The organism is Polaribacter sp. Z022, from assembly GCF_023555495.1.
In the GTDB taxonomy this organism is placed as follows: domain Bacteria; phylum Bacteroidota; class Bacteroidia; order Flavobacteriales; family Flavobacteriaceae; genus Polaribacter.
This window is the reverse complement of record NZ_JALCZO010000003.1, coordinates 588394-603447: the sequence shown is the minus strand read 5'-3', so window position 1 is coordinate 603447 and position 15054 is coordinate 588394. Positions and strand designations below refer to the sequence as shown.

Below are 15054 nucleotides of genomic sequence, written 5' to 3'. Positions count from 1 at the left end.
GATTTGTCAAATTTTGTTTTTGGAGTTACCTTATAATTCAGGATATTTTCACTGAGTTTTAAATAATTTGTTTTGGTGTTTTTTTGACAACTAAAAAACACTACAAAAGTTAAAAAGTAAATTAAGTTTCTCATTATCTTAAAATAAATCCATTTTTCATTGGGTCATTTGGGTCAATTACAAAAGTGTTCATTCCTGTTATATGAGCAGTCCCTTCTACTTGTGGAATTACAGCAGTAAAAGAGCCATAATCTTCTTCAGAAATTATAGATCCTTTAAAAACAGAATTGGTTATACTTTCAATAGTTATTGTTTCTCCATAATCTATTTCTTTTCTTGCTTTATGAATAGCTATTCTGCCAGAAACACCAGAACCTGTTGGGCATCTATCTACTTCTCCTTCAGCAAAAACACATACGTTTTTACTGTCATTTCCAGAAGATTGTTTCTGATTATCGATAAAAATGGTTCCATATAAAAAACTCAAATCCTTTTCAAAAGGATGCAAAATTTCTTTGTCTACTTCCATAACTGCATGCTTAATATCCATTCCTTTAGATATTAATGTTCTATATGATTCTGCATTTAAATCAAAATCAAAATTATTTTTAGCCAGATCTACATATGCATAAAAAGCGCCCCCATAAGCTAAATCATAAGTTACTTTCCCTAAACCATCTACTTCTACAGTTCTATCTAAACCAACAACAAAACTTGGTACACAATGAAAACGAACTCCAATAATTTTTCCGTTTTTTACTTTTGTAAAAGAAGTAATTCTACCACAAGGAGCATCAATTTTAAGAATATTGTCACCTTCTTTTACTTCAATCCAATTCATTTCAATAGCTAAAGTAGAAATAGCAATTATTGCATGTCCACACATAGTTGAATAACCTTCATTATGTAAAAAGATAATACCAAAATCACCCTCATCATCATTTGGAGGTAACAAAATACAACCATACATATCTGCATGTCCTCGAGGTTCAAACATTAAAGTAGTTCTTAAGTAGTCAAAATTCTCTTTACAAAATCTTCTATAATCTAAAACAGACTTACCTTTTAATTCTGGGAAACCTTCAACAATAACACGTAAAGGCTCACCACCAGTATGCATGTCTATTGTTTTTATTTGCAACCAATCTTTATTTGGTATAAAGTTAGAATTAGAAAGTATATTTTTATATGTTTTACTCATTTTTAAATTTATTATAGTAGTAATTTGCAGCAGCTAAATCTTCTAAAGCATGCCCTACAGATTTAAATAGCGTTATTTCATCTTTTGATTTTCTCCCTTGTTTTTTATTGGAACATAAATCAAATAAATCTGCTTTTATGTCTTCTTCTTTTAAGGTTCCATTTTGTAGAGGAATTACAATATCTCCACTTTCTTTTAATCCACCTTGATAAGTATCAATGTAAACAGAAGCTTTAGAAATAGTTTCATCATCTGCTTCTCTCATGTCTTTTTTATAAGCACCAACCAAATCTAAATGTTGCCCCTTTTTTAAATTTTTTCCTAAAACTAAAGGAGTTTTAGATAATGTAGCACAGGAAATAATATCGACTTCAGATATTTTTTCTTCAAAATTTTTAATAGGAATTACATTAAAATCTTCATTTTTTAACGATTCGCAAATTAGTTTTGCTTTGTCAAAATTTCGTCCCCAAATAAATACTTTTTTTATAGGTCTAACAGAAGTATGAGCTTTTATTAAATTGATTGATAAAGCACCTGTTCCAATCATTAATAATGACGAAGCATTTTCTTTGGATAAATATGAAGATGCTAATGCTGAAGCAGCAGCAGTTCTTTTTACTGTTAAACTTTTTGCTTCTAATATTGCTTTTATAGATCCTTTTATGGCATCAAAATAAATATAGGTTCCTTGAATTGATGGCATTTCAAATTGCCCATTTTCTGGACTAACAGTAACAATTTTTACACCTGCACTTTTACTGGGATTCCATGCTGGCATTAATAACAAAGTAGAATCTGCTTTTACATTCGGATTTGGGAAATCATGATGATGACGCATAGGAACAATTACTTCATCATTAGAAAAATGATGTTTAATTTCTGAAATTAACTCGTTAAAATTGGTGTTTTTTTCTATAAAATCAGCACTAATTTGTTCAATTTTATCCATTTGTTAAAAATAGGAAAAAGGCTCGAATCAATAACATTTTATCCTTTATTAGCGTAATATTACACAAGACTTGGTTAATATACTATTAATTTGAATGGTTTACATCGTTTAAATTTAGAAAATAAAATTTGAAAAAATATGAAGGCATTTAAAAGATTTACATTCTTGTTAATTGTAAGTATATCAGTAATTTCTTGTTCAACAAAAAAAGTAGAATTAAGTAAATTAACTTTTAAAGAACAGTTAAAAGTTTTGTTTCCAAAAGCAAAAATAGATTCCGTAAAAATTGCTGATCATTTTTTAAATGCATTTGAATTGACTTTGCAACAACCTTTAGACCATAATAATATTGAAGCAGGAACATTTGAACATCATATTTATATATCTCATTCAGACTATAAAAAGCCAACGGTTTTAATTACTGAAGGTTATAATGCAAGACATAGAACTTATGAGTTAAGTAAGATTTTAAAAGCAAATCAAGTAATGGTAGAATACAGGTTTTACGGTAAATCTAGACCAGATTCTATTCAATGGAAATATTTAAAAAATGATGCAGCTGTAGCGGATTATCATTCCATTGTTACTAAACTTAAAAGAATTTATAAAAGAAAATGGTTGTCTACAGGAATTAGTAAAGGAGGAGAAACAGTTATGATTTACAAGTCTAAATATCCAAACGATATTGATGTTGCTGTACCTTATGTTGCACCGTTAATAAATACTCAACAAGATATAAGAACTACTAATTTAATTAATTCAGTTGGTACCCCAGAATGCAGAGATAAAATTCAAAAATTTCAAAGATCTGTTTTAGAAAACAGAACAGTAATAATGGAATTGTTTAAAGATTATGCTTACAAAAAGAAAGTATCATTTACTGTAATGTCAATAGAAGAAGCATTAGAACATGCAGTTTTAGAATTTCCATTTTCATTTTGGCAATGGGGTAGTATATGTGATGAAATACCTGATGAAAAAGCAAGTTCAGAAGAAATATTTACCTATTTAAAACAAGTTTCTGGGTTTTATTTATTTAGCGATAAAGGGATTTATAATTATCTGCCTTCATTTTATCAGCACATGACAGAGTTAGGGTATTATGGTTACGATTTTACTCCTGTTAAAGATTTGTTACAACATGTAAAAACAACTTCTTTAGCTTCTTTTGGGCCTCAAAATATATCTTTAACTTACAATTCAAATTATATAAAAGAAGTAAGGAATTATATAGAAAATAAAGGTGATAACATCTTGTGTATTTACGGAGGTAATGATCCTTGGGGAGCTTGTGCACCAAATATCATACCCGAAGTTGATGCTTTAAAAATGGTTTTAAAAGGAGGACATCATGGAACAAGAATTAAACATTTTAATAAAGAAGATCAACAAAAAATATACAATAAACTGCAAAATTGGTTAGGCAAAGATGTAATTATTTATCCTATTGAATAAGGTGAATTCTTTGTAAATTTGTTTTTGAAACAGAAAGCAAATGATTGTACAAGGAAACATCGTAGACATACAAAACAAAAGAATTTTTAAAGGAGAAGTTGTTATAGAAAACAACAATATTTTAGAAATTCGAGAAGTAAATCACAACAAAGAAAATTACATTTTACCTGGTTTTGTAGACGCTCATATTCACATAGAAAGTTCTATGTTGGTTCCTTCTGAATTTGCTAAAATTGCTGTAAAACATGGTACAGTTGCCACAGTTTCTGATCCTCATGAAATTGCCAATGTTTTAGGTGTAAAAGGTGTTGATTTTATGATTGAAAACGGAAAAAAAGTTCCGTTAAAATTTAATTTTGGAGCACCTTCTTGTGTGCCAGCAACTTCTTTTGAAAGTGCAGGAGCAATTATTAATGCTGATGATATTAAAATAATGCTAGAAAATCCAGACATTAAATACTTGGCAGAAATGATGAATTATCCTGGTGTTTTATTTGATGATGCAGAGGTTTTAGCAAAAATTCAGCACGCAAAAAATAATAGCAAACCTATTGATGGTCATGCTCCAGGTTTAAGAGGAGATGATGTTACCAAATATATTTCTGCAGGTATTTCTACAGATCATGAATGTTTTACTTATGATGAAGCTTTAGAAAAATTGCAAAAAGGAATGAAAGTCATCATTAGAGAAGGTTCTGCAGCAAAAAACTTTGAAGCTTTAATTAGTTTATTACCAGAATATTTTGATAATATGATGTTTTGTTCAGATGATAAACATCCAGATGATTTGTTATTAGGTCATATCAATCAATTATGTGAAAGAGCAGTTGCTAAAGGAATTGACGTTTTTAAAGTACTACAAGCTGCTTGTATAAACCCTGTTAAACATTATAACTTAGATGTTGGTCTGTTGCAAAAAGGAGATTTTGCAGATTTTGTTGTGATTGATAATTTAGAAAATTTTAATGTTTTAGAAACGTATATAAATGGTGAAATAGTTGCTAAAAACGGCGAATCTTTTGTAAAACATGTAGACTTTGAAGTGTTGAATAATTTTGATACTGATAAAAAGAAAGTAGATGATTTTAGATTTGAATCTTCATCAGAAAAAATTAGAGTGATAGAAGCTTTAGATGGAGAATTGGTTACCAATCAAATTGAAGCAAATTCTTTAATTATTGATGGAAATTTAGTTTCAAATACAGCAACAGATGTTTTAAAAATGACAGTTGTAAATCGTTATCAAAATGATGAACCAGCCATTGCATTTATTAAAAATTTCGGATTGAAAGAAGGTGCCATTGCAAGTTCTGTTGGGCATGATTCTCATAATATTATTGCAGTAGGAGTTTCTGATGAAGCTATTTGTAAAGCTGTAAATTTAATCATAGAAAATAGAGGAGGAGTTTGTGCTGTTACAGAATCAAAAGAAAAAATTGTATCATTACCTGTTGCAGGAATCATGTCAGACAAACCTGCTGAAGAAATAGGAAAAGCTTATGCAGAATTAGATAAAATGGCAAAACAAATGGGTAGTAAATTAAGAGCTCCTTATATGAGTTTGTCTTTTATGGCGTTATTAGTAATTCCTTCTTTAAAACTATCTGACAAAGGTTTGTTTGATGGTAATTCATTTCAATTTACATCTTTAGAAATTTAAGTAATGGAAACAAAAATTGTTATAAAATATTGCCCTAAATGTAGATGGTTATTACGTTCTTCTTGGATGGCACAAGAATTATTAACCACTTTCGAAACCGAAATTAATGAACTTACATTGCAACCTTCATCAGTAGGTATTTTTAAAATTTATGTAAATGAAACATTAATTTGGTGCAGAAAAGAAAATGGTGGATTTCCAGAAATTAAACATTTAAAACAACTAGTAAGAGATAAAATTGCTCCTAACAAAGATTTAGGACATTCAGAAAAAAAGTAACTTTTTTTTAAAAAATATACTCAAAAACAGCATCTTCTTCATCATCAAAAATATTTTGATAACCTGTAAATTTAAAATCTAATTTCTTTAATAGTTTTTGAGAATTTTTATTTTCAGGAATCGTAAAAGCCAATACTTTTTCTTGGTTAAACTTGTTGCGTACATATTCTATAATCAATTTTGTAGCTTCAAAAGCATAACCTTTACCTCTACCTTTTGGTAAAAAACCATAACCAATATCTATAAAATTTACTTTTTCTCTTTGTAAAGCTGTAGAAGTACCAATAGCTTCATTGGTTTCTTTTAAGATTACTGTAAAAAATCCTAAACCACCCATTTTAGAATTTTCGAGTTGCATTTTTTTTAGATAAACTTCAGTTTCATCAACAGATTTTAAGTTTTTATCAGAGATAAAACGAATCCAATCAGGATCATTAAATAATTCAAAATAAAAAGGAGCATCACCTATGGTAAAATCTCTAATAATAAGTCTTTCACTTTCTAATTTCATTCGATAAAAATAAAGAGTTTTACTTTAAAAATGTACTTTTGTGATACAAAAATTATAATATGAGTTTACAACAAGATTTAGAAAACAGAAGTGGTAATCAATGCGAATTATGTGCTTCTACAAATAACTTATCAATTTACGAAGTAAAACCAAAATTAACTGGTGGAGGTGGAGTAGATGGTAGTTTATTAGCTTGTGAAACTTGTATAACTCAAGTAGAAAATCCAGAGGAAACAGATGCAAATCACTGGCGTTGTTTAAACGATTCTATGTGGTCTGAGCACAGAGCTGTAAAAGTAGTTGCTTGGAGAATGTTATCACGTTTAAGAAAAGAAGGTTGGCCACAAGATTTACTAGATATGATGTATTTAGAAGATGATGAATTACGTTTTGCTAAAGAATCTGGAGATCATTTAGACGAAAGCGAAAAAATTATTCACAGAGATGCAAATGGTGCAATTTTACAAGCAGGAGACTCTGTGGTTTTAATAAAAGATTTAAAAGTAAAGGGCTCTAGTATGGTTGCAAAACAAGGAACTGCAGTTCGTAGAATTTCTTTAGATCATGAAAATGCTAAATATATTGAAGGTAAAGTTGGTCCAACACAAATTGTAATTATTACAGATTACGTTAAAAAAATGGCTGAAAAGGAGTAATTATAGTTTGTTGTCATTTCGAAATGAGCTTTTTTAAGCGATTGAGAAATCTCAAAATAAGATTTCTCCATAAAGTCGAAATGACAATACAGTTTTAAATTTATTTGGGCGTTACCTTTCAGGTCGCGCTTTACACTATATCTTTTTTCTGAAAAAGAAAAAAGGATGCCGTTTCAATCGCTAACGCACAAGTTTGCCAACAAATAGATTACAACATTTTTTGTTGTTTACTATAAAAAGAATCGGCTTGTAATTTCATTAAATCTCGAGCCATTTTTTGTTTATAAGCATACAATTCTTCCTCTTCAGTAATATCATTATATACTTTTTTGTTAATGTTTATATCTGCTTTCAACATTTCTTCTCTTTGTTGAACTTGTTGTTGTACCCAAGTTTTTACAGCAGTTTCATTATCTTCTAATTTAAAGTCATATTCACCTTTTGGCGAAATTAATTTTGCAAAAATAGGTGATGTTTCTATAGCTAAAAACAATAGAAATATAAAGAACGATGGCAACCAAGGTAATTTACCAAGCGCATTAATTCTTGCCATTAAACCATCAAAATTTGAAATAATGGGTTGTGTTTTTGTTTCAGTTAATTTCTGATTGTTTTGTAAATCAGTAATAGCAAGTTCTTTGGCTTGTATTTTTGTAGCATTGTCTTTTTTTAACTGATTCAACTCAGCTAAAGCAGTATCGTGTTTTTCTCTTTTCTCTTTATAAACGGGGCCTTTACCCAACAGTTTTGTTCCTTTTCTACCTTCAGCTTCAGCAATATAAGTTTCATATAAAGCATTAGTTTTTGCTTCTTTGGTTGTAATTTCGGTTTTTAGAGCATCAATTTCATTATTTATTTTAGCAATTTCAGGAGTAAATTGTGCAGCAATTTGTGTTTTATTATCCAAAGTCATTTGGTTTTTTTCTGTTAATAAAACCTGATTGATTTCTTTCTCAAATAATTTTAATTCTAAAGGTTTAGAAATAACGATTGCAATAATAACAGCTAACAAAATTCTAGGAGATGCTTGTAAAAATTCTTTCCATTTATTGTCAGATTTTTTAATAGTAGAAACAATAAAACGATCTAAATTAAAAATTAATAATCCCCATATCAATCCAAAGAAAATAGCAGCATATAAGTTGTCAAATACAGTAAATAAAGCATAACTACCTGCAATAGTTGCCATAACTGCAGTGAAAAATACAGTTGCACCAATGCCTACGTATTTGTTTTGTTCTCCATCAGAACAATTATTTACAATTATTTTATCTACTCCAGAACAGGTTATAAAGAATTTTTTAAGCATTGGTTGTGTATTGGTATATAATACTAACGACTTTTTTTAGAATTTGTTACAAAAAAAGCCTCACATTGTGAGGCTTTTAACAAAATATGTTTTTAAAGTTAAAGCTTTTTAGTATTTATATAAATAGCACCAGAACCATCTTTATTCTTTTTAACATTCACAGATTTAATTTTATCTGGACTAATTTCTTTCATTTCTTTTTTACTAATTTCCTTACCATCTAAATAATATTTTACATTATTTGAGTTTTCTAATGTTGATTTATTTTGTGAGTTTTTAGTAGTATAAAGAAACTTTGTGTTTAGTTTTTTATGTTTTTCTTTTAGATCAATTTTAATACTGTCTATCCCTTTTTTTCCTTTAACAATATTAACAGAAGCTATTTCTTTTGGATCTAATACATCAAGTTCACTTTTAGAAATTAATTCTCTTTTTACATTTTTATTTATATAAGCTTTACTTTTTTTAACCTCTTTTGTAGGCTTAAATTTAATTTTTCTCTTTTTGTTTTTTGGAGGAGGAGGTACAGAAATTGTGTTTCCAGTTCTCTTTTTCCATGCTTTGTATTCCATTTTAGCTTTTAAAATTACTTCTTCAGAAGCATTTGGTGGTGGAGGTGGAGGAGGAATCAATAATTTATCTTCTCTTGATAACTCTGTTCTTAATTTGTAAAAAACTTTATTATTTTTCATTAATCTTACATAAGGATCATGAGGATGAACAGGTCTTTTTACTTTCTTTTTATCAGCTTTTGATAGTTTAAAAAATAAACCTCCTAATTTTGAATATAAGTCTGTTAATTCTTTTTGACGCTTTTCTGAACTCTTTATAAAATGTGGTTTTGCATTTCTCTTAGATTCGTAAGTTTTGTTTAGCTTTTTGTAGGTATCTAAATTATACTTCTGATCAATATTTTCAATCAAATTTTTAAATACTTTTTTATTATCATTAAGTTTTAGATTGTTTTTAGTAGTAGTTTGCGTTGAAGTTTTAAAAGAATTTTTATCTTCTTTGTTTTTTGCTTCAACTCTTTCTGCAAAGAGGAAAACAAATCCTGCTAATAACGGAATAATCGTTAGTTTTTTTAACAAGATTTTTGTGTGTGAACTTTGTTTAGTCATCATTAATAATCTTTTTTTAGTAAGTGAATAATTCAAATTACTGGCCAAGTAATATTCGTTTTTCCAAGCAGCTTTATTTAGTAATAAATGCTGGTATTGAAATGTATTTTTATGTTGATTGATTACAGTAGAATCTGCTAAAAATTCATGATTTAATTGTATTGCTTTTTTTAAGAAAATAAAAAGCGGATTTATCCAAAATACAATTTGTAAAACTTCAATGAGTAATACATCTAACGTATGTTTTTGTGTTACATGAGTTAATTCATGTGTAAATAATTCTTCCTCTATTTCTCCTTTTTTATATGCAGTTTTGTTTATGAAAATTGTTTTCCAAAAAGTGTGAGGAAGTATTTCATCATCAACCAAAACCAAAGTTGCATTTTTATGGTTTATTTTATCATTAATTCTTGTTTTTTGAATGATTTTGAATAAATTCATTCCAAAACGAATTAAAAAAAGTGCAGATATTAATAGATACACACCAGTTAACAATAGTGTATAATTAAAAGATTCTTGTATAACTATTGGAGAAATGTTATCATCTAAAACAGGTAAACTGTAATCTTGAACAGCTTCTAGCATTACTGTAGAAGATGGAACTGTAATTGTTGTTAATGGCACTAGAAATGAAAACAAAACGCTTCCTAAAAGGTAAAAACGATTAAAGTTGTGCATCTTTTCTTTTTCTAATATAAAATGATAAAAGAAAAGTAACAAAGCCAAACAACCTGTAGATTTTAATAAGTATATTATCATTTTTGTTGTTTTTTAATTTGACTATCAATAACTCTTTTTAAATCTTCTAATTCTTCTGTAGTAAGGTTGGTTTCTTTAGTAAAAAAAGATGCAAACTGACTTGCAGAATCATTAAAAAAGTTTTTAATCAACCCGTTTACATGATTCGAAAAATAATCTGTCTTTTTAATTATAGGAAAATATTCTCTAGATTTTCCAAACAATTTATAATCAATAAAACCTTTGTCTGAAATTCTTTTTAGCAAAGTTGCAACTGTTGTAGTTGCCGGTTTTGGCTCAGGAAAATCTTCTAATAATTCTTTTAAAAATGCTTTTTTACGTTTCCATAAATACTGCATTAATTGTTCTTCGGTTTTAGATAATTGCATATTATTTTTATTTTTACTCTACAAACATAGAACAAAAATTTTAATTCTACAAATGTAGAGTTAAAATTTATTCTTGTTTATTATCTTCGTTTTTTAAATTTATAATAATGAAAAAGATAATTTACCTTTTAGTAATCAGTTTATTCATTTCTTGTGCAAAGAAAGTTTTTAGTGAAAAATGGACTAAAAAAATTGCTCCAGAAGAATTTAGAGCACGTTTTGAAACAACACAAGGTAATTTTGATATTTATGCCAAAAGAAGTTGGTCTCCTAAAGGAGTTGATAGATTACATTCTTTAATAAAACACAATTATTATGTAGAAATGCCAATTTTTAGGGTTGTACCTAACTTTGTAGCTCAATTTGGTATCCATAAAGATTCATTAATTAATAAAGCTTGGAATAATTTTACTTTACAAGATGAACCTGTAATTGCCAAAAACGATTCTATGTCAATTTCTTTTGCAAGAGGAGGAGCCAATACAAGAACTACACAAATATTTATAAATCTTAAAAATAACAATCGTTTAGATACTTTAAATTATGGTGGAGCAAAAGGTTTTCCTGTAGTTGCAAAAGTTACCAAAGGATTTGAAAACGTATTAAAGTTTTATGATAAATATGGAGATAAATTAGGCTATAGACAAGATTCTATACAGAAATATGGAAACAGTTTTATTAAAAGAAAATATCCAGAAATAGATTTTATCCATAAAGCATATATCTTAAAATAAATTATTTTATTTTTTTCTGATATATATAAAAGTTAGGGTCAATACTAAATATTGAATTATTGTTTTTTAGTACTATTTTTTGCCAGTTTTCTGTTGGATAAATCCATTGAATCTTATTGTTAATTGTAACTTTTAAAGGCATTTTAAAATTAGAAACTACCTTGGTCCATCTATATTTTAATACATCTTTTTTAATTGTATACTCTAAAGTAGGAATTCTAATATCTCTTAAATATTGATTAAAAAAAGCACTTAAATCAATATTTGTTTCTTTGCATAAAAAATCTTCAATTTGTACTGTAGTAACTGTTTGATGATAAAACTCTTTGTTCATTTTTCTAAGAATTAATCGCCATTTTTCATCATTATCTATTAATTGTCTTAGTGTATGTAAAAAGTTTCCACCTTTGTTATACATATCTCCAGAACCTTCATTATTTACGTCATATTTTCCAATAATTGTTGTTTTGTTTCTAATTGATTTACGTAAACCAATTACATATTCTGAAGCAGCTTTTTTACCATAATAATAATCTAAAAATAAGCTTTCAGAATAATTTGTAAAGCTTTCATGAATCCACATGTCAGCAATATCTTTATTGGTAATATTATTAGCAAACCACTCATGTCCAGCTTCATGGATAATGATAAAATCGAATTTTAAACCCCAACCAGTTTTAGATAAATCTGTTCCTAAATACCCTTTTTTATATTGATTTCCATAAGTAACAGAACTTTGGTGTTCCATCCCTAAATAAGGAACTTCTACCAATTTAAAACCATCTTCGTAAAAAGGATATGGTCCAAACCAATGCTCAAAAGCTTTCATCATTTTAGGAGCATCTTTAAAATGTTCTTTAGCTTTTTCTACATTACCTTTAAGAACATAATAATCCATATCTAAATCTCCTTTTTCACCTTTATAAATTTCAGAAAAATGAGCATAATTACCAATATTTACATTTACTCCATAATTATTGATAGGATTGTTTACAAACCAATTGTAAGTTTTAGTTTTTCCATGATCTACAATACTTTCTAATTTTCCTTTAGAAACATCTGTTAAATGCGATGGCACTGTAACACTAATTCTCATATTTTCTACTTCATCATACATATGATCTTTACAAGGCCACCAAACACTTGCTCCTAAACCTTGGCAAGAAGTTGCTACAAAATGATTTCCGTTTTTATCTTTTTTCCATGAAAAACCTCCATCCCAAGGAGCATTTTTAGCTTCTTTTGGATAACCTTGATAATGCACAATAACAGTTTCTGTATTGCCAATTTTTTGGTTTTTTATCAGTTGAACAAAGTGTGCATTTCCATCATGAATTACTTTTAAATCTTTTCCATCTTGTGTAACTTTTGTAATTTTTAATGGAGATTGTAAATCAATTTGAAGCGATTTATATGGTTTTAAAACTTTGTATTTTATAGTGTTTTTACCAGAAATAAACTTTTTATCAGGATTTACTTCTATATCTAAATGATAATAGGTTAAATCCCACCAAATTCTTTCTGGGGTAATAGAACCTCTTAAAGTATCTTGTTTGGTAAAATTGTTTTTCTCACTCATTAATCCTTGAGAAAAAGAACTTAGAGCACATAAAGTAAGAGAGATAATAAAGATAAAACGATATTTCATAAAATATAATTTAGTAGAAAAATTCAGCTTTTTCAAAAGGAAAGAAAAAGCTGAATTGATACTTTATTTTAATTGAAAACCTTTTGCAGGTTTAGCGTTTAATAAATGTGTTACAAAATAATCCCATCTTTTACGAGTCATGTATTTTGTCATATCTCCATAACCATGTCTTTTGTTTGGAAACAAAATCATGTCGAAATCTTTATTAGCTTTAATCAAAGCTTCAACAACTAACATTGTATTTGATGGAGGTACATTATTATCCATAGAACCATGAGTAATTAAAAGTTTTCCTTTTAAATTTTTTGCAATTAATTGATTTGCTTGATTGTCATAATTGGTTGTACCATCTGCTTTTCCTTCCATATTTCCATCAACCAAAAGACCTTGCCATTTTTCTCCCCAATCAGCTTCGTAATTTCTATTGTCATGATTTCCTGCACCAGAAACAGCTACATCATAAAAATCTGGATAAGCAAAAACGGCTCTAGTAGAAGCAAAACCACCACCAGAATGTCCCCAAATACCAACTCTTTCAATATCCATTCCTTTATATCTGTTTGCTAATTGTTTGATAGCAGTAATATTGTCTGGCAAACCATTATCGCCCATATTTCCATAATAAGCATCATGAAAAGATTTAGATCGCATTGGAGTACCCATGGCATCTACAGCAACAACAACAAAACCTAATTCAGCAGCTGCTTGAAAATCTCTCCAAACAGGTCTAAAGCTATAATTACCAACAGAACCAGATTGTGGACCAGGATAAATATAGTTTAAAACAGGATATTTTTTACTTTCATCATAATGACTAGGTAAAAATAGTAAACCATAAATGTCTGTTTTTTCATCTCTAGCTTTTACAGTAAATTCAACAGGTTTTTGCCAGTTTTTAGCTTTTAATTCAGATATATCTGCAGTTTCTAAATCCATAATTTTTTCTCCCTTTCCATTTCTTAAAACAGAAATTGGAGCATTAGAAGTAGTAGAATAAATATCAACTAAAGCTGAGTAATCTTTAGAAAAAGTAACTTTATGAGTTCCTTTACTTGGTGTTAAGTTGATAAGGTTTGATCCATCAAAATTTATTTTGTAGTAATAGTTGTGATATGGATTTCCTTCTTCTTTTCCTCCTGCAGTAAAATAGATTTGTCTATTTTTTTCATCAATATTTTTTACTTGTTTTACAATCCAATCTCCAGATGTAATCTGATTTTTTAACTTTTTAGTTTTTAAATCATATAAATAAATATGGCCCCAATTTGTTTTTTCTGAATACCAAATAAATTCATTTGAATCAAATAAAACTTTCCAGTTCTCTGCATTAACACCAGATTCATAGTATGTTGCAACTTCTTCTTTATGAATAGATGTTACTTTTCCAGAAAATGCATCTGCAATTTGTAAATGAGCCACTTTATGATCTCTAGATCCAGAAACAAATGCAAATTTAGTTCCTTCTTTATTCCATTGAGCATCTAATAATTCATTACCCCAACTTGCAATATGATCTGTTGTAGAACCTCTTTGAAAATCTGCGTCCATTTTTAAACGAACCGTTTTTGGCTTGTTTCCTAAATGTATTATTACACGTTCTATTGTAAAGATTTTATCATCTCCAGGTAAAGGGTGTTTCCAAGCTTCTAATTTTGGATGACCAACATTGGTAGAAGTTAAATACATCATACCAACACCTCTTGCATCTTGTTGAAAAGTAGCAATTTTATCAGAATTAGGAGACCATTTAACAACAGCACCATCACTTTTAATCCAACCTGCATTATTAGTTGCATATCCATAATCCTGAATTCCATCAAAAGTAAGTTGAGTTTTTTTGTTGGTTTCTAAATTACGAACCCATAGGTTAAAATTGTCAATATAAGCAGCCAATTTACCATTAGGAGAAACAGTTTCATTTCTAGAAGCTTTTTTAAATTTTGACGCTTTTTTAGATAAGGTGTTTGTTTCTATTTGAAATGTAAAATTTTGACGATAAGTTCTAAACTCAAAACTTTTTAAATCATCAGCAAAAACAACATTATAAAGGGGTAAAGAATTTGCTTCTAGTTCTGTGTCTAATTCTTGAGATAAACTTTCTGCTAATTTTTCATGATTGAAAGCCAAATTTTTAGTTTTAGCTTCAACGTCTACTAAATAATATTTTTTTCCTTCTTTATTGGTAGTAGAATACACAAGTTTTTTATTGCCTATAAAATTACTTCCAGAAACTTGGTTATAAACTAATTTATATAAATCTCTGTCCATGTGTTTTGCTGCGGCTTCATATTCTGCAACTGTAAATTGTTTTTGTTCTTCTTTTGATGAACAAGAAATAATGAATGTACAAACGCAGGCAAGAGCGACTATTTTAAAGAAGGTAGTTTTCATATATAGTTTG

The 15054-nt window shown here is 28.3% G+C and carries 13 protein-coding genes; 5 read left to right on the top strand and 8 right to left on the bottom strand.

Features of this window, described 5'->3' with window-relative positions:
* Positions 1 to 133: 133 nt before the first annotated feature.
* The gene (locus MPF13_RS09580) at positions 134 to 1201 is read right to left on the bottom strand and encodes a proline racemase family protein (RefSeq protein ID WP_249982284.1); all 1068 of its coding nucleotides are present in this window, start codon (positions 1199 to 1201) and stop codon (positions 134 to 136) included.
* Positions 1194 to 2153 carry a bifunctional Delta(1)-pyrroline-2-carboxylate/Delta(1)-piperideine-2-carboxylate reductase gene (lhpI, locus tag MPF13_RS09575; RefSeq protein ID WP_249982283.1) on the bottom strand — a complete coding sequence of 320 codons (960 nt, stop codon included), beginning with the start codon at positions 2151 to 2153 and terminating at the stop codon, positions 1194 to 1196. Before lhpI ends, MPF13_RS09580 begins: the two co-directional genes overlap by 8 nt.
* Before the next feature lie 138 nt (positions 2154 to 2291).
* Between lhpI and MPF13_RS09570 the strand changes: the two genes are divergently transcribed.
* From MPF13_RS09570 to MPF13_RS09560, 3 genes are read left to right on the top strand one after another with little or no spacing between them, the layout of a single operon-like run.
* Positions 2292 to 3608, top strand: a complete 1317-nt coding sequence (locus MPF13_RS09570; RefSeq protein WP_249982282.1) for a S28 family serine protease — start codon at positions 2292 to 2294, stop codon at positions 3606 to 3608.
* 40 nt (positions 3609 to 3648) lie between these two features.
* Positions 3649 to 5268: an adenine deaminase gene (gene ade, locus MPF13_RS09565; RefSeq protein ID WP_249982281.1), complete on the top strand. Its 1620-nt coding sequence runs from the start codon at positions 3649 to 3651 to the stop codon at positions 5266 to 5268.
* Between the two features lie 3 nt (positions 5269 to 5271).
* Positions 5272 to 5547 carry an Rdx family protein gene (locus MPF13_RS09560; protein ID WP_249982280.1) on the top strand — a complete coding sequence of 92 codons (276 nt, stop codon included), beginning with the start codon at positions 5272 to 5274 and terminating at the stop codon, positions 5545 to 5547.
* A 7-nt stretch (positions 5548 to 5554) separates the two neighbouring features.
* Here the strand turns inward: MPF13_RS09560 and MPF13_RS09555 are convergent, their stop codons facing one another.
* Positions 5555 to 6058, bottom strand: coding sequence for a GNAT family N-acetyltransferase (locus tag MPF13_RS09555; protein WP_249982279.1), 504 nt, complete (start codon positions 6056 to 6058; stop codon positions 5555 to 5557).
* 59 nt (positions 6059 to 6117) lie between these two features.
* On the opposite strand from MPF13_RS09555, the gene MPF13_RS09550 reads away from it, so the two are divergent.
* Positions 6118 to 6714 (top strand): PhnA domain-containing protein, encoded by a 597-nt coding sequence (locus MPF13_RS09550; RefSeq protein ID WP_249982278.1) that lies wholly within the window; start codon positions 6118 to 6120, stop codon positions 6712 to 6714.
* 208 nt (positions 6715 to 6922) lie between these two features.
* Here the strand turns inward: MPF13_RS09550 and MPF13_RS09545 are convergent, their stop codons facing one another.
* The 3 genes from MPF13_RS09545 to MPF13_RS09535 all read right to left on the bottom strand — a co-directional run bounded on the left by MPF13_RS09545 (position 6923) and on the right by MPF13_RS09535 (position 10271).
* Positions 6923 to 8023 (bottom strand): DUF4407 domain-containing protein, encoded by a 1101-nt coding sequence (locus MPF13_RS09545; RefSeq protein WP_249982277.1) that lies wholly within the window; start codon positions 8021 to 8023, stop codon positions 6923 to 6925.
* Positions 8024 to 8121: 98 nt separating this feature from the next.
* Complete coding sequence (locus MPF13_RS09540; RefSeq protein ID WP_249982276.1) at positions 8122 to 9903, bottom strand: M56 family metallopeptidase; 1782 nt, start codon at positions 9901 to 9903, stop codon at positions 8122 to 8124.
* Positions 9900 to 10271 (bottom strand): BlaI/MecI/CopY family transcriptional regulator, encoded by a 372-nt coding sequence (locus MPF13_RS09535; protein WP_249982275.1) that lies wholly within the window; start codon positions 10269 to 10271, stop codon positions 9900 to 9902. The genes MPF13_RS09540 and MPF13_RS09535 overlap by 4 nt, the downstream gene beginning before the upstream one ends.
* Positions 10272 to 10378: 107 nt before the next feature.
* Between MPF13_RS09535 and MPF13_RS09530 the strand changes: the two genes are divergently transcribed.
* A complete protein-coding gene (locus tag MPF13_RS09530; RefSeq protein WP_249982274.1) occupies positions 10379 to 11005 on the top strand; it encodes a peptidylprolyl isomerase in 627 nt (208 codons plus the stop codon).
* A gap of 1 nt (position 11006) precedes the next feature.
* Here the strand turns inward: MPF13_RS09530 and MPF13_RS09525 are convergent, their stop codons facing one another.
* Together MPF13_RS09525 and MPF13_RS09520 are read right to left on the bottom strand one after the other, a co-directional pair.
* Positions 11007 to 12653: a M1 family metallopeptidase gene (locus MPF13_RS09525; RefSeq protein ID WP_249982273.1), complete on the bottom strand. Its 1647-nt coding sequence runs from the start codon at positions 12651 to 12653 to the stop codon at positions 11007 to 11009.
* A gap of 63 nt (positions 12654 to 12716) precedes the next feature.
* Positions 12717 to 15044 carry a S9 family peptidase gene (locus MPF13_RS09520; protein WP_249982272.1) on the bottom strand — a complete coding sequence of 776 codons (2328 nt, stop codon included), beginning with the start codon at positions 15042 to 15044 and terminating at the stop codon, positions 12717 to 12719.
* Between the last annotated feature and the right edge of the window lie 10 nt (positions 15045 to 15054).